This is a genomic window from Glaciimonas sp. PCH181, assembly GCF_003056055.1.
GTDB lineage: Bacteria > Pseudomonadota > Gammaproteobacteria > Burkholderiales > Burkholderiaceae_D > Glaciimonas.
The window spans coordinates 73,836-91,183 of record NZ_PYFP01000002.1 but is presented as its reverse complement, the minus strand read 5'-3'; the positions used below and the strand labels follow the sequence as shown (position 1 = coordinate 91,183).

Sequence of the window (17,348 nt, the reverse complement as noted above, 5' to 3'; positions counted from 1 at the left end):
AGTTATTGATCTTTCGGTTTATGGATTCCGATAAAGCTAGAAGGAACAGAACCCGATTTATCTTTTGGATATGGTGCAGATTTTTCAATTGCACGCTTCACCGCTTCGTCAAAACCGGAAACTCCGGAGGATTTTCTTAATTGAATGCCAGCCACCGATCCATCCGGTAACAATTGGACTTCAAATTCTACCGCTGGATTTCCCGTCATGCCATCTGGGACACCAAAGTTAATGTTTCCTTTGATTCTGTTCCCGACCTTTTGCGCATAGCCAGGGTCGCCACGTGGACCTTGTGATTGCGCTGCGGTGCCAGTGCTGTTGGCTGCGCCAGTCCCGCTAGCTTGTCCCTGCAGGCGTTTCATGTCGTCATTATGCCGTTTGTCAGCGGCAGCAGCATCTGCCTGATGGGCTTTGTCAGCGGCAATCTTGTCTTTCTCTTTCTTTACGGCATCCTGTTTTGCTTTCAGTTTATCCGCAGCTTCGGCAGCTTTTTTCTCTTCAGCGTCTGCCTTTTTCTTCGCGTCTGCCAGCGCTTTTTGCTTTTCAGCGGTTTTTTCGGCTAACTTTTCAGCATCTTTTTTCTGCTGATCTTTACGCTCTTGTTCGTCGGCTTTGCGCTGACGTTCTTTATCTTCGCGGGCCTGCTCAGCGCGGTCTTGATCCTTCTGCTCCTGCGCCTTGCGTTTGCGCTCTTTTTCCAGGGCAATTTCTGGATCGGGCAGGATCGGCTCCACCACTTTAGGTGGTGGTGGGGCTTCTCGCACAACAGGTTTAGGTTCGGGTTGCGGGGTGGGCTTTTCTATCGGTTCCGGCGTTGGTGTCGGTTCGGGTGGCGGCGGTTTCGGCGCGGCCTCCCGCACATTCGGATTCCAGATTTCAGCCTCGACGGCAACCGGGACCTGGCTTTGCCAATGCACGCCGATCCACAGAAATGCTACTAATGCTGCATGCACGGCAGCCGCCAGTGTGATGGCGCGCCATCTACCTGGTTCTTTTGGTATTGAATAAGGGGTTCGATCTGTCATGAGCAGACTGTCACTTTGCGGCAGTTCGTCACTTGGTCGCCAATCCGACGCGGTTAATCCCCAGCGTCTTTGCTTCAGAAATCATTTTTATCACTTCGTCATACTTGATATCTTTATCTGCTGAAATCATGACCGGCATATCTGGGCTGTCCTCATGCAGGGATTGCAATCTGGCTTTGATATCGGATTTTTGTAAGGTTTCCGTTTTGCCGCTACCGCTTTTTTGACCATTGATACGCAAGCTGGCGTCGCCATTGGCTTTCAGCGCGATTTCAATGTATTCGGTCGGAGGTGCGACAGATTTTGCAGCGGTCGGCAAGTTGATGACGCTTGGATTGACCATCGGTGCAGACACCATAAAGATCACCAGCAGCACCATCATGACGTCAATGTAGGGCACCACATTGATTTCTGCCTTGAATTTGCGCGGACGGCCGCCGCGCATGGATGAGAAGCCCGTCATTAGCGTGCCTGCCGTTGCAAAATGTTAGAGAATTCTTCGATGAAGCTTTCGAACCGAATTGCCAGCCGATCGACGTCATGCGAGAAACGGTTATAGGCAACGACTGCCGGAATCGCGGCAAATAAACCAATCGCGGTCGCAATCAGCGCCTCAGCAATACCCGGCGCGACCGCTGCTAGTGTTGCTTGCTGCACATTTGCCAAACCGCGGAACGCATTCATGATGCCCCATACCGTACCGAACAAACCAACGTAAGGTGATACAGAACCAACCGACGCCAGAAATGCTAAGTGTGATTCAAGCGCATCCATTTCACGCTGATAGGCAGCGCGCATCGCACGGCGGGAGCCGTCCAATAACGCGGCAGAATCTGTGCTGGCTTTATGACCGACCGATGCTTTGATTTTGCTAAATTCATCCATGCCAGCGGCAAAAATACGCTCCATCGCGCCGGTTTGACCTGCGCCGCGCCGGCGATTCGAGGTCGTTCCTTGATATAACTCTGTCAGATTTCCGCCAGACCAGAAGGCGCGTTCGAATTCTTCGGTTTGCGCCCGAGCGCCCTTGATGGCGAACATCTTGCGGAAAATATACGTCCAGCTCATCACGGAGACTGCTAGCAATAGCAGCATAACCAGTTGGACGAGCACGGAGGCGTTGGTGATGAGGGTAAGAAACGAAAGATCTTGAGTGACGGTCATGGAGGCAGTCTGGATAAAATGGTCTGGGGTAACAGTCTTAACTAACGTGCTCTAGTAGTCAGTACAGCGTAGCTGACATTTTTTAGGGGCGCAGCTAAATGAATTTATAAGGCAGGAGGCGGGCGAAAAGGAACGATTGTAATCGCATCTAGTATTTTTCAGCTTCCCATCTACATGATGTTGAAAAGATAATGAAGACATTTTTGTTGGTTAGATTGCAATCAAATAGTGGCATTTGCCGAGGTAGCAATCGGTGCTGTCGCGGGTTGAATACGATCTAGCACCATTTGCGGAATAGCATGCGGCCGAAAAGTATGCGTATTCACGCAAACCACCTTAATTCGACCGGTTGCTAACAGCTTCATTTCCTCACCATCGCGGCGCCAAGCTTGTTGCACAAAGTCAACTGCCACGCGGCCAACGTTTTCGACAGTGACTGTCAATTTAAGTTCATCGTCTAAACGAGACGGCGCATGGTAATCAAGCGCAGTGCTTTTGACGACGAACATGACTTCGTGAGTTTCAACCAGTCGACTCTGTTCAATCCCTGCCGCCCGTAACCATTCGGTACGTGCGCGCTCAAAAAATTTTAGATAGTTTGCATAAAAAACAACGCCACCAGCATCGGTATCTTCGTAATACACACGGATGTTCCAGCTAAAATCTTCTTTTGGGACGGGTATTGCTGCGTTCATGAGGGAGTGTGCCGATGGGCTTTTCAGGTAATTAACTGTGACGCAGTGGTGTCTGGGAGCTGAGGAGGCTTTGTTTGCGTTGTCTTTGCGTAATATTTGCGGTGAAAATGTAAGACAACGCCCTATCTTTTAAAAAATGAAGCGGGCGAATCCGTACTAATCAGTACTATTAAAGCAATTTTTTTGGCGATTCTTGTTGCAATGCAAAATAATGAGAAATTGTAGCCCATACCGATGTCATTAAGCACTAGAAATCGACAAGATCAGAAGCGTATCTTGTTAGCAGGAAGCTGTTTGCGCAATCTTGCTCTATCCAAGCCCTTCACTTACAATACGTGCACCATTTCGTCTCACGTAACTGGCGCAAAACCGGATCAAAGCAGACTGCCTTGATTTCGGCAAAGGTGGGCATCCACCGGGAAGCGTGAGAGTTTTTCGCCGTGCGCCTGGGCAGCCCGAATGGAACGTACGACTGAGGCTGCCGCATTCCACACTCATTTTGGCCCTCATTCGATGTAGATCCTGAAAAGGTTAACCTCTATCGATTGGAATATCTCATGTTTGAAAAAAACCACACTATTGCCAGCGCGGATCCAGAATTATGGAGCGCGATTCAGAAAGAAAATCATCGTCAGCAAGAGCATATCGAGCTGATCGCGTCTGAAAACTATTGCTCGCCTGCCGTGATGGAAGCGCAAGGCACACAACTCACGAATAAATATGCCGAAGGTTATCCAGGCAAGCGTTATTACGGCGGTTGTGAGTTTGTCGATATCGTTGAGCAACTGGCAATTGACCGGGTTAAAGAGTTGTTTGGCGCTGAAGCTGCCAACGTGCAGCCTAACTCCGGTTCCCAAGCGAATCAGGGCGTTTTCTTCGCTGTATTGAAGCCCGGTGACACGATTATGGGTATGTCGCTGGCAGAAGGCGGTCACTTGACCCACGGTATGGCATTGAATATGTCAGGAAAGTGGTTCAATGTCGTTTCCTACGGTCTTAACGACAAAGAAGAAATCGATTACGATGAGTTGGAACGCCTGGCCCACGAAAAGAAGCCTAAGTTGATTATCGCTGGTGCTTCAGCCTACGCATTGCGCATCGATTTTGAGCGTATATCCAAAGTAGCTAAGGCGATCGGTGCCTACTTTATGGTCGACATGGCGCACTATGCCGGTTTGATCGCGGCTGGTGAGTATCCTAATCCTGTGCCTTACGCTGACTTCGTGACGTCGACCACGCACAAATCTTTGCGCGGTCCTCGCGGCGGTATTATTCTGATGAAAGCTGAGCACGAAAAAATCATCAACTCGGCAATTTTCCCAGGCATTCAAGGCGGTCCGCTGATGCACGTGATCGCTGGTAAAGCAGTGGCTTTCAAAGAAGCGCTGACACCGGAATTCAAGACGTATCAACAGCAAGTCGTGAAGAATGCCGATGCGTTGGCGAAAGCACTGATTGCACGCGGTTTGCGCATTGTTTCCGGTCGCACTGAGTCGCACGTGATGTTGGTTGATTTGCGCGCTAAGAACATTACCGGTAAAGAAGCGGAAGCGATTCTCGGTACAGCGCACATGACTTGCAACAAGAACGCTATTCCTAACGATCCTGAAAAGCCATTCGTCACTTCAGGTATTCGTGTCGGTAGCCCGGCATTGACTACGCGTGGTTTCAAGGAAGCGGAAGCGACTAAGATCGGTAATTTAATCGCCGATGTTCTGGATAATCCGCATGATGCTGCGACGATCGAGCGCGTCAAAGTTGAAGTCAAGAAATTAACCGATGCTTTCCCGGTGTATGGCTGATAGCCATTGCTAATGCCGCTTTATTCTGAATAGCCTGTTTTGCGATAGATATTTAGTTGCGCGGTATGGCTAAAGTAATAAACCACGGGCCCGTTCTGGTGTTTCACTAGAACGGGCCTATGTAATATGGTGATAGAAAAAAGTAGCTATGTAGTGTCAATAGCGCTTAGCGCGTCGATCCACCGGTATAAAGATTGCTGCCATCATGAAATGTCCGTTTTGCCACCATGAAGAAACCCAGGTTCTGGATACCCGCGTGTCGGAAGAGGGCGATGCGATTCGTCGTCGTCGTCGTTGCATAAAATGCGACAAGCGCTTTACAACGCACGAACGGATTGAATTGGTGATGCCTGTCATCGTCAAAAAAAATGGCAGTCGTACCGAATTCGATGGTGAAAAGTTACGCGCCAGTTTGATGCTGGCACTGCGTAAACGGCCGGTTTCCGCGGAATCGCTCGACGAAGCATTGCAAAAAATAAAAGAAAAATTACTCGCCAGCGGTGAACGCGAAGTCCTCTCTGGCCATGTCGGTGAATTGGTCATGCATGAACTAAAACGTCTGGACAAGATTGCTTATATTCGCTTTGCGTCGGTATATAAAAGTTTTGAAGATGTCGCCGAATTCCAAAATATGATCGAAGAATTTTCCAGCCCAGCGCGGAAAAAATAGCATTTATAAGCCTAGGCTTAACTTGCACCCGTTTTCTTTCTGAAAACGGGTCTGCTGCAATAAACAGCGCTAGTATTCAGCCCTCCTTCATTCGATGCGAGGCTGGCCTTCATGCTGCACTCTACCTTTTACATCAAGCGGCTTCCTGTTTTTACCGCGATTGTTCCGCGCACGGGTTTTACCCTGATCGAAATATTGATCACCATGTCGATCATGAGCATTCTGCTCGCAATTGGTTTGCCTTCCATGCGCGATTTCATCGTAAAAACACGCTTGAACGGTAACGTAAATCAATTTATTACCGCTGCAATGCTGGCACGTACTGAAGCGATTAAGCGCGGGCGTTCAGTAGTGCTGTGTCCTAGTGTCAATGCCGAGTTTGATCAAACTGCCGGATGCATCGCTACCGCTATGTCCACCGTGACAGGGGGTGGCCCATCGCGTGATGGCTATGAGTGGAGCAAAGGCTGGATCGTCGTCGTGCCTAAGGCCAAAGACGACAAACCCGTTTTATTGCGGCAAGCAGCACTGGGTCATAACACAATCGTGAATGGAGGAAGGCGAGAGATTAAATATGACGGTATGGGACGACCTGGCGCAAGTTTTACCAGTTTGCTGTTTCGTGATGGTGAATTTGATCGCACGGTGTGCATTAGCGCCAGCGGTCGCATGCGGATAACGAAAGGCACAGCATGCTAATGCAATCGCGCTGCTCGGATAAATTAACCGTACATGGGCATCTGCGGCAATCTGGTATCACGCTGATTGAATTGCTGGTGTCGCTGTTAATTAGCTTTGTATTAATAGCCGCAGTCGCAAGCTTGTATTTGAGTAGCAACGCGAGTTACCAATTAAACGAGGATCATTTACGCTTGCAGCAAGATGGACGTTATGCGATGGCGTTAATGGAGGGTGATTTACGGCAGGCGGGTTTCGGACATTTAACCGCTGCCGGTGTAAGTGCTGCCGAGATTGATAGAACAGACTTCGTTAGCGCAGGTGGTCAGGCGGGGCAGGGTTTGCGTAGTTGCGATTTCGGTTTTGTAAATCCCCTAAACAATAAGTTTAATTGCAAAACTGGCGATGGAATGGCAGGATTCGATGTTGCCTATCGCGTTGATAACCTCGCTGGCACCGATTGTGTGGGCGGCAAGGCCGGGATGATCGCATTGCCGCGTAGTCATCCAAGTTATGCTCTCAGTCGACAAGTCGCCGTTGTGAGCAATAGGTTTTTTGTAGCCACTCCCTCAGGCGCTAATACGACATCGCTGTATTGCAAAGGTAACAGTGGCAATGACCTCAGCGTTGGCCAGCCAATTCTGAGTAACATTGAAGATCTGCGTCTCACTTTTGGCGTTGCCGGAAATAACAGCTTTTCTGCGCAACGATTTCTCTCGGCAGCACAGGTAGATGCATTAACATCGGATCAGTACCAAAACTGGAAAAACGTCATCCGCGTCAAATTATGTTTGCAATTGCGCGGTAGTCATCGAGGGACCGCCGGACAACAACGTTACACAGACTGCAAGGGTCAGGAACAGGTCGCAGCCGATGGTTATTTGCACGCTGTAATGACCAGCGTTGTGACTTTGCGCAATAATGCTGGTGGTGGCACGTTCTAAATCCATAAGACGCACAAATTGTGGACCATGCCGACGTTGTGCCATTTTTTGCAATGATAAGTATGATTTATTTGGCAATCTCTTTGTTGTGCTTATTACCCTCTTTCCTCAGGTTTTTATATGATGCACGCTGACGTATTTATGGCCCACGCTTTGCGTTTGGCCGAACACGGACTTTTCAAAAGCGCCCCAAACCCCGCCATCGGCTGTGTGATTGTCAAGGAAGGTTTGATTATCGGCGAAGGATTTACACAACCGCCCGGTGATAATCATGCTGAAATTCAAGCGCTTCATGATGCGCGTGAAAAAGGTCATGACGTGCGCGGAGCTACTGCCTACGTCACGCTAGAGCCATGCAGTCATTTTGGTAGAACGCCGCCTTGTGTGGATGCGCTGATATTAGCGGGTCTGGCAAAAGTGGTGGCCGCGATGGAGGATCCCAACCCACAAGTTGCTGGCAAGGGATTTGAAAGGTTGCGGGCAGCAGGAATTATCGTGGAGTCAGGCGTGCTGGCCGAGCAGGCTAGAGAGCTTAACATCGGTTTTTTCTCCCGCATGCATTACGGAAAACCTTGGGTTCGCCTGAAAGTGGCAGCGAGTTTAGATGGGAAAACCGCGCTTTATAACGGACAAAGCCAATGGATTACCTCTGCAGAAGCGCGTGATGACGGCCACCTCTGGCGGGCGCGTGCCGGTGTGATTTTGACGGGAATCGGCACCGTCAAAGAAGACGATCCGCAGCTAACCGTGCGTGCCATCCCCGTTGCGCATCAGCCTTTGCGCGTCATTATCGACAGCAAACTAGGTATTGACCCGAAAGCGCGAATATTAAGCGGCGATCCAGTATTGATTTTTGCTGCGGTAGAAAATGCTGAAAAACAGGCGCTATTGCAAGAGCGTGGCGCCGAAGTTATCGTTGTCCCCAATGCACAGGGTAAAGTCGATTTGCCGCAAGTGATATTGGCGCTGGGAAAACGCCAGATCAACGAAGTGCATGTCGAAGCTGGCGCGAAGTTAAACGCGTCCTTGATACGCGAAGGATGCGTAGATGAGCTGCTAATCTATCTTGCACCAAGTATTTTGGGCGATGCGCGCGGCATGTTTGATCTACCTGGATTAGAAAACTTGCAAGACAAGTTTTCGCTGAAATTTCATCAGGTCAAGCAAATCGGTGAAGATTTGCGTATCCTTGCACGATTCAATTAACTTCGTATCTATACAAACATGTTCACAGGAATCGTCGCCGCAGTCGGCAAAATTACTGCAGTACAAACTCAAGGTGCAAACGCTGAAGACGGCGTTTTGCTGCAAATAGATGCAGGCGGTTTGCCGATGGCAGATGTGGCTCTTGGTGATTCGATTTCGCTCAACGGCGCATGTATGACCGTCACCAGTAAGACCGACCTGACTTTCACCGTTGATGTTTCTCGTGAAAGTTTGAATTGCACCGTTGGCCTGGATGCGGTCGGCGAGGTCAATTTAGAAAAAGCATTAACGCTGGCAGATCGGTTAGGCGGACATTTGGTATCGGGTCACGTTGATGGCTTAGGTGTGGTGAAGAAATTTGAGCCAGTCGGTGAGTCATGGGAACTGGTGATTCAGGCTTCGCGTGGGTTGGCAAAATACTTCGCCTACAAGGGTTCGATTGTAGTGAATGGCGTGTCTCTCACGGTCAATCGGGTTGAAGATACTGCGGATGCTTGTTTACTTTCAATCAACCTGATTCCTCACACGATACAAGTCACCACTTTGCGGCATCTTGCGGTTGGCAAGCAGGTAAATCTGGAAGTGGACTTAATTGCCCGGTATGTCGAACGTATGCTGTTCATCGACAAATAATACATTCCCAGATTGGTTTTTCGATATGCGGCGCTGCCGGTACCGCATATCGTCTACGAGCAAGTCAGTTTGCTAACGCCAGACCGGCAACATATTTTCAGGCGTTCAGGCAACAGGCATAACCGGATTGACTTCCGCATACAAGGTTATGTCGTCTTGCGCAATCACATAAACAAGCAGGCATTGGCTTGGCCCACTCTCATCCCCATTGAATTTCGGCAGATTATTCTTTCGCGTTTTGCGCGTCGCTAACCTGTGCTCTTTTTGAGTGACCGCTGTTAGCCGCCGTCATAGTGCTTGGTCGACGGTGTTTTCACGCCGTCTTATGAAAATTATGTTGCTACAATACGATACATATTGTTACAAGCCTTACGACTTGAGCATGGAACGTGGGGTAAATTTTGGGTTAAATGTGGACATGCACCACTCATTAAATTCATCAGGAACTTCCATGAAAAAAATCATGCGTATCGCACTAGTTGGTTTGCTGGCGACGGCAAGCATGCTCTGGTCGGCAACGTCCGCAAATGCTCGTACTCAGGTTGATTGGTCAGTCAACATCGGTGTTCCTGGGCCCGCATATTACCCACCTCCACCAGTTTATTACGCACCACCGCCACCGGTCTATTACGCACCTCCACCACCACCTCGCCCTGTATATGTGCAACCGCCTCCAGTTTATGTAGAGGCCTATCCGCAGCCTTACTATCGCTACCCTGATTACCATCGCAGAGGTCACGGCTGGCGCGAGCGGGAATGGCGGGAGAGAGATTGGCGTATGCGCCATGACCGTTAATCATGAGAAATCCGGGATGGATGGAGAACTCTGATGAGTTTAAATTTGTCCCGTAAATGTCACAGTCATGTCAGTTCGAGATGATTTAACTGTATTTATATACAGTACTTCTGTTACAGTATTAATTCCTTAAACGCGATGGGATTAATATAATGGCAAGCGAACACAGCAATGCGGGTTCCCGCTTCGGCTTGGAATCGACCCCTTCTTCGATGCTGTTGCGATTTGGCAAGCGCGAGTTGTTTCTATGTCGGGATTACTACAAGCGTTCTTATAGAAGTAATCCCCTCATTGAATGTTGCGCCGGAGTGCAACCCGGCCATCTCCAGATATTGTTATTTCGCCGCTGGTTAGTGGTCATGTCGAAATCACACTGAAAAATAGCGGGGATGTGCCGGATACTGATTGTGAGCGGATGAGCTGTGGCGTTCGCGACTTTTATTGCTCTGGCGTCTTAAAATATCGCTGCAAATTGGCTGGAATCGACTGCCTAAATGTCATGTGTGCGATGAACGCCATCTTCCTAAATATTTGAACTGCTTGTGCATGGCCGAGTCGCGTTATGATTCGTGATAAATCATTAAACGAGGCGGAACTGGCATGGCAAGAATTGACGATATTGTAAAAAGGCAAAAAGACGGTGCGAAATTTATTATCTCCGCACCAATGCTGGGTTTGGAGCCGGAAGAATTTGATACGGTAGCAAAGCTTTGGGCTGAAGAGTGTAATCACGGGTTTGTTGTGACTGGCGTGCCGCACAGAAAGTGCATCGACGGCGAGTTTTTTATTGACCGGATTACTGCCATAAAAGTTGAGTCGATAGCAGAGTAAGGGTAGTGAGAAGATTGATATTTTCCGGCAATCTGTTCTTGATTGCCCATTCCAAAAAAGGCTTGCATTACATAGTTCGTGCTATGACGAAGTATACAAATGCCTGATGTAGTTTTAAGCCCAGGATGTCGGATCAATGATGCCGAGTCCTTGGAATGTCGGTTTGCAAAAAAGATAGCCTTGCATCAAATTAATACCAGCGTTTCGCAAGAAATCGCGCTCAGCCGCAGTTTCAATTCCCTCCGCCAAAACACGTACATTCAACGCAGTACAGATTGATACGATGCCGTGAACGATGGCTTGCTTCGCCTTGTTGGTATCCACATCGCGAACCAGTGCCATGTCGATTTTGATGATATCTGGTTGATATTCCGCCAACAAACCTAAGCCAGCGTAGCCTGCGCCAAAGTCATCTATCGCGGTGTGAAAGCCAAAGCGTCGGTATTCCTGAAAGATATTTACCAGATGGGTGCGATCATGGATCTGTTCGCCTTCGGTCACTTCAAAGATAATTTGTTCGATCGGGAAGTTATAAAGTTTCGCTGCTGCGAAAGTGCTGCGGATGCAGGCTTCCGGGCGATATACCGCGTTAGGCAAAAAATTGATCGACAACATTTCAGTCATTCCGAGTTCGGATGCGCCACGAATTGCCCCCACCCGGCAGGCTTGATCGAATGAATAGCGGTTGGTATCCGTCACCTGAGAAAGGACTGAATAAGCAGACTCGCCGTTCGGTCCGCGCACCAGCGCTTCATGCGCATAAATCGATTGCGTGCTCATATCAACAATCGGCTGGTAGGCAAAAACGAAGCCGAAATCTAGGGCATTTTCGTTTTTGCATTGGACACATTTTTCAGGCAGAGGCGCTTTGCCAGCCTGAACTTCCTGAATTGATGTCATTTATTTTTTCTTATCGAAAGAGAGCCGACGGCTGCTATGTATCACTTGTAGCATGATTTTAGCGGAGCAGGTCTGTCTCAATTTGATTTGGGCGAATCATGCATAAAACCATGAAATGTTTGTCAACATTAGTTGTATTTAGCATGAATATTCCATAGTTTATGAAAATTTTACATGTAAATTGGCTGCAAATAACCAATCGAATTAGTCTTAATTGAAGTATTTCATCGGTAGCAAAGTCGTTACCAGGGAAGTTTCTCTCCGTTGTAGGAAAAAAACTGCCCGGTGTCGGCCGCAGTCAATTTGTCGATGACCCCAAGCATGTCCTTAACAGCTACCTCCGGCGCGCGACCGATTTGAGCACCCTTGAACGGTTCAGATAATTTGGAATTGACGGTGCCAGGATGCAGGGCAATCAATACCGCCTCGGGGTTACTTCTTTTGATTTCTATTGAGGCCGTTTTTATAAACATATTCAACGCGGCTTTTGATGCGCGGTAGCTGTACCAGCCACCCAGTCGGTTATCTTCTATGCTCCCCACTTTGGCGGAAAGGATCGCCATCACGCTTCTTTCGTTATCCAATATGCTTGAAAAATGTCTGATGATCATTGCAGGGCCAAATGCGTTAGCCTGGAATGTTTCTATCATCTGATCATAGTGCAAGTCGGCCATTTTTTTCTCCGGCATAAATCGTGGCGTATAAAGCAAACCAGCTGCATTAATAATTAAGTTGAAGGGACCTTTGTGGCTAATTTTCTGAGCAGCTTCGGCAATGCTGCTTTCATAATCAAAGTCGACCGATGGCTCGGAGTGACGATGAAGCGACTCGACCAGACCGCATCGCGGATGCAGTTTCAATACATCAACGAACGCTGAACCAATTGCGCCCGATGCCCCTATGACCAACACCTTAAAGTTCGGCGGAAAAGAAAGCATTTTTTACCTAGCGTTTGTGTGAGAAGGAAATTGCTATTACAGTCGTGACAGGAAAAAAATTGGGATGTCGATATGCCGGTATTGAATCGTAATCGTTAAATCGATTATCACGAAACAGACCGTAAAATGAAAAGGTCGCTAGCCGAAGCTGGCGACCTTCCATTTTCAATTGAGGGTGTAACGTATTTAAAAATTATTTCGTTACATCAATTGTAGATTTCAAGCTTTGCGCCATTTCTAAATGATGTCGTAGAGCAGGCAAATTAGTAGCAGAAAATTGCTTAATATCAGCATCCTTTGCGTTAGCGGCATTTTTTTGAATAGCGCAACGGTGTTTTTATGTGCTGAAACGCCAATCATGCTGACGTATTGCTTATCGAAAGTATGTCCTTCAAGCTTGGTCAACACCAATACTTTGCTTTATGCGACGCTTGGACCTTCTGGCACTGTCACACTTTTGCTGGCAGCCAGATTTTTCAAATCATCCCCGACATTGTGTGGTCATCAATCATCTTTTACGCAAAAGTTTTAATGTCCGGATCGCTACTTTTTTTGTAACGCTAACTGACTGGCATTAACTTCTGCGTTTCTGGATTCGGCGACGTTCGTCAGAAAGCTTTTATCGCTGTAGAGCAGGTTATCCGCAGCGTGCGCCTGCGCTGCGGTCAGTGCGATCGCAGCTAACGCACACACTGTCAGGCTTATTAGGATACGAAGTTTATTCGCGGTCTTTGCGTAAACTACGCGTTCGTCAGGGTGAGGACGGGGCATTAGCGGCTTGATCATGATTTCTCCTCGAAGATGGGAAACTGAATCTACTTTAACCATTTTCCATATTAAAACAATCAGGTAATGCCGCATTTCTTTCTAAGATCACCTTAAAAGCCTTTGTTTCTCGTTAAACGTAGATTTGAAATGACGTACGTATTTCATGAATTCCTACATCGTAAGTAGGTGCGCGCTTATAGAAAGCGTAGGTGATCGAATATAAGCTCGTCTTTAAGCTACTGGTGCTAATCAGCGAATAAGATTTAGCGAGAAGATTAACGAGAGTTACACACCGGATTTTTCAGGCTCTCATTTTAATTGCCGGTTCGGCTGCAGCTCTATTTGATTCCCCGACGCAGCGCTGTTTTGTGGTTTCCATCATGGTTCAATACAAGGAGTTAACATGACCGCCAAATCAAAAACTGAAACAAAAACGGATGCAATACCGCAGACCGATAGCCCATCAGAACAAGCGCTGGATAATGCAAATGAGATGTCTTTTCCGGCTAGCGATCCGGTGTCGTCTTCGAACATTACCCGCATAGAAAAAGCGCCCGAGATGGCGCCAGCTGCAGCAGATCATCAAAATAGTAATGGATTGAATGCAGGCGCGGAAGATATTCCGTTGCCGCAAAGCGCCGTTCTTGCTCACATCAAAATCGCCATTTTAGTCACCGATGGTTTTGAGCAGGCAGAATTACTTAAGCCTAAAGAAGCATTAGAGGCTGCTGGTGCCACAGTCCACGTCATTTCAGACAAAAAAGACAGCGTGCAAGGTTTTAAGCATACAGAAAAAGGCGTACGTATTGATGTTGATTGCGCGTTGGAAGAAGCGCCGCCTGATGATTACGAGGCGGTTCTTTTGCCCGGTGGCGTGGTTAATGGTGATGCTTTACGTATGTCGTCCAAAGCCCAGGCCTTTATTCAGGACATTAATCAAGCAAACAAACCAATCGCTTCCATTTGCCACGGCGGCTGGTTATTAATATCGACCGGCATTGTAAAAGGCAGGACATTGACCAGTTGGCCTAGCTTGCAAGATGATTTCAGAAACGCCAATGCAAAATGGCTGGACCAGGAAGTTGTCTGCGATAAGAATTTTGTATCGTCGCGCAAGCCTGATGATATTCCTGCTTTTAATGCAGCTTTTATTTCGCTCCTCCAAGAGCAAAATCGATAACCTATCCTTGCTACGAAAGTTGGCCATGAAAAACAAACCTGAAACAGATCAAATCAATACGGCAGCACCGGTTAAAAACGATGGGGTTTTACGTCAACCGAATGAGCGAGATGAAGCGCCAGATCAGAACCCCTCACAACCGCCCAATCCACGTTTGCAGCCGGAGCGAAATGCCAAAGAAAGTGGTAGCGATGATGCGAAGTAGAAGAAAAGTTGATTATTTTTTGATGGAATAGTGAATGCATTCGGATTCAATATAAATCCACCAAATCCACCATAACGCGGTTCAAGCGTGAAGCTTACCGTTTTGGTATTAAATTTCCAGCGCGATGCTAGTGCGCTAGAAAACAAAAAAGAGCTACAAGCCGAAGCGTGTAACTCTTTGATTTATTGCATATTCTGTGGGGTGGCTGATGGGGCTCGAACCCACGACAACAGGAATCACAATCCTGGACTCTACCAACTGAGCTACAGCCACCACTGAACTACTTTACGTTCCGTCTTGTGGACTAGAACAGCTGGCTATTATACAAACTAAAATTCGCACTGGCAATTCAAAAATACGGAAATGGCGTGATTAATCGCGTCATTTTTATGTTTTTACGTAGTTCCGGCTTTTAACACTGGCGGTTGTAAGCCAAGAAGGTTAAAAAAGGTCGTTTTTAGGGCCGGGAGATCGCCGGTAGTGAAGGCGGTTAATGTCCCTGGCGGCGTGTTTGTTTCTCGCAATTGATGTTCAATGAGTACCCGGACCAACTGTTTGGTGACCGCGTCGCCGGTATCGATAATCGTTATCGGATTGCTGGTGAGGCGTCTCACGATGTCTTCAATCAGCGGTCGAACAAACGGATAGTGCGTGCAGCCCAGCACCAGGGTATCCACATTTTGTTCTAGCAATGGCGTGAGATAGCGCTGAATCAATGCCTCTGTTGCCGGAGTGTTTAACTCACCTTTTTCAATTTGGTCAGCTAGTCCGACGCAGGCTTGCAGCACGAAATGCACTTCTGTTGTGGTAGTAATTTGTTGGGATAGTTGCTTGAAGCGGAGGCTGGATAACGTGCCCGATGTAGCTAAAACGCCGATCATTTTTGTACGCGTATGTTGCGCTGCTGGTTTGAGGCCGGGTTCAATGCCGACTACCACCAAAGCAGGATAGGCGTTCCGCACGGCTTTGATTGCTGCTGCCGTAGCAGTGTTGCAGGCCACGACCAGTGCTTTTGCATTTTTTTGCAGCAAAAAATCCGCAATTGCCAGTGTGCGATCAAGGATCGCTTGTTCGGTTTTATCGCCATAGGGAGCATGGGCCGAGTCAGCAAAATACAGCAGATTTTCGTTCGGCATCGCTTCACGGATATGTCGCAATACCGATAGGCCACCGACGCCAGAGTCAAAAATGCCGATGGGTGCATGTTTTTCCATCGGCATTAGTGAGAGGGCCATATTGGTGATGTCTAGATAAAATGTCGCAACGAATACAAGCGGTCGACCAGTTAATGACGTGCTGTCAGGTCAACCGCAAGTAATGTTGCAGATAATGTCGATTAGATAGTCGTAACAGGAATGTTCAACAGCGAAGCTGATTGAATTCGCGCTTGCCATTCTTGTGGACCAGTATTGTGGACCGAGATGCCATTTGAATCGACTGCGACAGTCACTGGCATATCTTTCACATCAAACTCGTAAATCGCTTCCATTCCCATATCTTCAAAAGCCAGCACGCGTGCTGATTTAATCGCCTTTGATACCAGATAAGCCGCACCACCCACCGCCATTAAATAGGCTGATTTGTGTTTTTTGATCGATTCAATCGTCGCCGGGCCGCGCTCAGCTTTACCGATCATCGAGATTAGACCAGTCTGCTCCAGCATCATGTCGGTGAATTTATCCATCCGCGTTGCAGTAGTCGGACCGGCCGGGCCGACGGCTTCATCACGCACCGGATCAACTGGGCCGACGTAATAGATAACGCGATTGGTGAAATCGACCGGCAATTTTTCGCCTCTGCCCAGCATTTCCTGAATTCGTTTGTGCGCAGCGTCGCGACCGGTCAGCATTTTGCCATTCAGCAACAGGGTTTGGCCTGGTTTCCAAGAGGCCACTTCTGCTTTGGTCAGCGTATCGAGATTGACTGAAGTAGATTTTTCAGTATCCGGCGTCCAATGCACTTCTGGCCAGTCTGACAGCGATGGTGGCTCCATAAATGCCGGTCCTGAACCGTTCAGCACAAAATGGCCGTGACGGGTAGCGGCGCAATTTGGAATCATCGCCACTGGTTTCGATGCGGCATGAGTTGGATGCATCATGATTTTGACATCGAGTACGGTTGTCAGGCCGCCCAAACCTTGCGCGCCGATTCCGAGAGCATTCACTTTTTGGAATAGTTCGATGCGTAACTCTTCAGTTTTGTTTTCTGGGCCGCGTTTGAGAAGGTCATACATGTTGATATCTTCCATCAACACTTGTTTTGCCATCAGCATTGCGCGCTCTGCTGTGCCGCCGATACCGATTCCCAGCATGCCTGGCGGACACCAGCCAGCGCCCATAGTTGGCACAGTTTTCATGACCCAGTCGACCAGCGAGTCGGATGGATTTAGCATGACAAACTTGGTCTTGTTTTCGGAACCGCCGCCTTTAGCCGCGATCTGGACATCAATGGTATTGCCCTGAACCAGTTCCATATGGACGACTGCAGGGGTATTGTCCTTGGTGTTCTTGCGCTCAAAATGTGGGTCCGCCACGATCGATGCGCGTAAGACGTTGTCTGGATGGAGATAGCCACGGCGTACGCCTTCGTTGACGGCGTCGGTGATTGTGCCTTTGAAGCCTTCAAAGCGCACATCCATCCCAATTTTTAGAAATACATTGACGATGCCAGTATCCTGGCAGATCGGACGCTTACCCTCAGCGCACATGCGGGAGTTCGTCAGAATCTGTGCAATTGCATCTTTAGCCGCAGGGCTTTGCTCTGCCTCGTAAGCGCGTGCCAAATGTTGGATGTAATCAGCAGGGTGGTAATAGCTGATGTATTGAAGGGCAGCAGCTACGGATTCAATGAGGTCTTCTTGCTTGATTGTCGTGATGGTAGTCATGGCGGATGGCTGTAAGATTTTCTGTAAAG

The 17,348-nt window shown here is 48.3% G+C and carries 20 protein-coding genes, 1 tRNA gene, 1 pseudogene and 1 riboswitch; of the genes and pseudogenes, 11 read left to right on the top strand and 11 right to left on the bottom strand.

Translation table 11 applies throughout. The features are described from left to right. Positions 1-2 precede the first annotated feature (2 nt). From tolA to ybgC, 4 genes are all read right to left on the bottom strand, one after another. Positions 3-1,025 (bottom strand): cell envelope integrity protein TolA, encoded by a 1,023-nt coding sequence (gene tolA, locus C7W93_RS13445; protein WP_108440725.1) that lies wholly within the window; start codon positions 1,023-1,025, stop codon positions 3-5. Between the two features lie 28 nt (positions 1,026-1,053). Then, the gene (locus C7W93_RS13440) at positions 1,054-1,488 is read right to left on the bottom strand and encodes an ExbD/TolR family protein (RefSeq protein ID WP_108440724.1); all 435 of its coding nucleotides are present in this window, start codon (positions 1,486-1,488) and stop codon (positions 1,054-1,056) included. Next, positions 1,488-2,189 carry a protein TolQ gene (tolQ, locus tag C7W93_RS13435; protein ID WP_108440723.1) on the bottom strand — a complete coding sequence of 234 codons (702 nt, stop codon included), beginning with the start codon at positions 2,187-2,189 and terminating at the stop codon, positions 1,488-1,490. Before tolQ ends, C7W93_RS13440 begins: the two co-directional genes overlap by 1 nt. 221 nt (positions 2,190-2,410) lie before the next feature. After that, positions 2,411-2,884: a tol-pal system-associated acyl-CoA thioesterase gene (gene ybgC, locus C7W93_RS13430; RefSeq protein ID WP_108440722.1), complete on the bottom strand. Its 474-nt coding sequence runs from the start codon at positions 2,882-2,884 to the stop codon at positions 2,411-2,413. 344 nt (positions 2,885-3,228) lie between these two features. Continuing rightward, a riboswitch (ZMP/ZTP riboswitch) is annotated at positions 3,229-3,343 on the top strand. A 98-nt stretch (positions 3,344-3,441) separates the two neighbouring features. On the opposite strand from ybgC, the gene glyA reads away from it, so the two are divergent. The 9 genes from glyA (at position 3,442) to C7W93_RS13385 (ending at position 10,444) form a co-directional block, all read left to right on the top strand. After that, positions 3,442-4,686 (top strand): serine hydroxymethyltransferase, encoded by a 1,245-nt coding sequence (gene glyA, locus C7W93_RS13425; protein WP_108440721.1) that lies wholly within the window; start codon positions 3,442-3,444, stop codon positions 4,684-4,686. A 205-nt stretch (positions 4,687-4,891) separates the two neighbouring features. After that, entirely contained in the window at positions 4,892-5,356 is a 465-nt protein-coding gene (gene nrdR, locus C7W93_RS13420) for a transcriptional regulator NrdR (RefSeq protein ID WP_108440720.1), read from the top strand. Between the two features lie 111 nt (positions 5,357-5,467). Then, a complete protein-coding gene (locus C7W93_RS13415; protein WP_108440719.1) occupies positions 5,468-6,055 on the top strand; it encodes a GspH/FimT family pseudopilin in 588 nt (195 codons plus the stop codon). Next, positions 6,049-6,978, top strand: a complete 930-nt coding sequence (locus C7W93_RS13410; protein ID WP_108440718.1) for a PilW family protein — start codon at positions 6,049-6,051, stop codon at positions 6,976-6,978. The genes C7W93_RS13415 and C7W93_RS13410 overlap by 7 nt, the downstream gene beginning before the upstream one ends. 120 nt (positions 6,979-7,098) lie before the next feature. Next, positions 7,099-8,184, top strand: a complete 1,086-nt coding sequence (gene ribD, locus C7W93_RS13405; protein WP_225869882.1) for a bifunctional diaminohydroxyphosphoribosylaminopyrimidine deaminase/5-amino-6-(5-phosphoribosylamino)uracil reductase RibD — start codon at positions 7,099-7,101, stop codon at positions 8,182-8,184. Positions 8,185-8,202: 18 nt separating this feature from the next. Continuing rightward, complete coding sequence (locus tag C7W93_RS13400) at positions 8,203-8,817, top strand: riboflavin synthase (protein WP_108440717.1); 615 nt, start codon at positions 8,203-8,205, stop codon at positions 8,815-8,817. A gap of 451 nt (positions 8,818-9,268) precedes the next feature. Further along, positions 9,269-9,613 (top strand): hypothetical protein, encoded by a 345-nt coding sequence (locus C7W93_RS13395; RefSeq protein WP_108440716.1) that lies wholly within the window; start codon positions 9,269-9,271, stop codon positions 9,611-9,613. A 152-nt stretch (positions 9,614-9,765) separates the two neighbouring features. After that, entirely contained in the window at positions 9,766-9,990 is a 225-nt protein-coding gene (locus tag C7W93_RS25100; RefSeq protein ID WP_108440715.1) for a hypothetical protein, read from the top strand. A 223-nt stretch (positions 9,991-10,213) separates the two neighbouring features. Further along, positions 10,214-10,444, top strand: coding sequence for a hypothetical protein (locus C7W93_RS13385; RefSeq protein WP_108440714.1), 231 nt, complete (start codon positions 10,214-10,216; stop codon positions 10,442-10,444). A 114-nt stretch (positions 10,445-10,558) separates the two neighbouring features. Here C7W93_RS13385 and C7W93_RS13380 read toward each other — a convergent pair whose 3' ends face one another. The 4 genes and pseudogenes from C7W93_RS13380 to C7W93_RS13365 form a co-directional block, all read right to left on the bottom strand. Beyond that, entirely contained in the window at positions 10,559-11,344 is a 786-nt protein-coding gene (locus C7W93_RS13380) for an EAL domain-containing protein (RefSeq protein ID WP_108440713.1), read from the bottom strand. Between the two features lie 242 nt (positions 11,345-11,586). Continuing rightward, on the bottom strand, positions 11,587-12,282 hold the full coding sequence (locus C7W93_RS13375; RefSeq protein WP_108440712.1) for an SDR family NAD(P)-dependent oxidoreductase: 696 nt from the start codon (positions 12,280-12,282) through the stop codon (positions 11,587-11,589). A 193-nt stretch (positions 12,283-12,475) separates the two neighbouring features. Continuing rightward, a pseudogene (locus tag C7W93_RS25485) lies at positions 12,476-12,690 on the bottom strand (DUF4142 domain-containing protein). 135 nt (positions 12,691-12,825) lie between these two features. Continuing rightward, positions 12,826-13,068 (bottom strand): hypothetical protein, encoded by a 243-nt coding sequence (locus C7W93_RS13365; protein WP_108440710.1) that lies wholly within the window; start codon positions 13,066-13,068, stop codon positions 12,826-12,828. Between the two features lie 541 nt (positions 13,069-13,609). Between C7W93_RS13365 and C7W93_RS13360 the strand changes: the two genes are divergently transcribed. Beyond that, positions 13,610-14,230 (top strand): type 1 glutamine amidotransferase domain-containing protein, encoded by a 621-nt coding sequence (locus tag C7W93_RS13360; RefSeq protein WP_108442109.1) that lies wholly within the window; start codon positions 13,610-13,612, stop codon positions 14,228-14,230. 25 nt (positions 14,231-14,255) lie between these two features. Beyond that, complete coding sequence (locus tag C7W93_RS13355) at positions 14,256-14,435, top strand: hypothetical protein (RefSeq protein WP_108440709.1); 180 nt, start codon at positions 14,256-14,258, stop codon at positions 14,433-14,435. Positions 14,436-14,632: 197 nt separating this feature from the next. Here the strand turns inward: C7W93_RS13355 and C7W93_RS13350 are convergent. The 3 genes from C7W93_RS13350 to C7W93_RS13340 all read right to left on the bottom strand — a co-directional run bounded on the left by C7W93_RS13350 (position 14,633) and on the right by C7W93_RS13340 (position 17,310). After that, a tRNA-His gene (locus C7W93_RS13350) sits at positions 14,633-14,708 on the bottom strand. A 122-nt stretch (positions 14,709-14,830) separates the two neighbouring features. Continuing rightward, positions 14,831-15,670 (bottom strand): glutamate racemase, encoded by an 840-nt coding sequence (murI, locus tag C7W93_RS13345; RefSeq protein WP_225869881.1) that lies wholly within the window; start codon positions 15,668-15,670, stop codon positions 14,831-14,833. A 101-nt stretch (positions 15,671-15,771) separates the two neighbouring features. After that, positions 15,772-17,310: a fumarate hydratase gene (locus C7W93_RS13340; protein ID WP_108442108.1), complete on the bottom strand. Its 1,539-nt coding sequence runs from the start codon at positions 17,308-17,310 to the stop codon at positions 15,772-15,774. Positions 17,311-17,348: the final 38 nt, after the last annotated feature.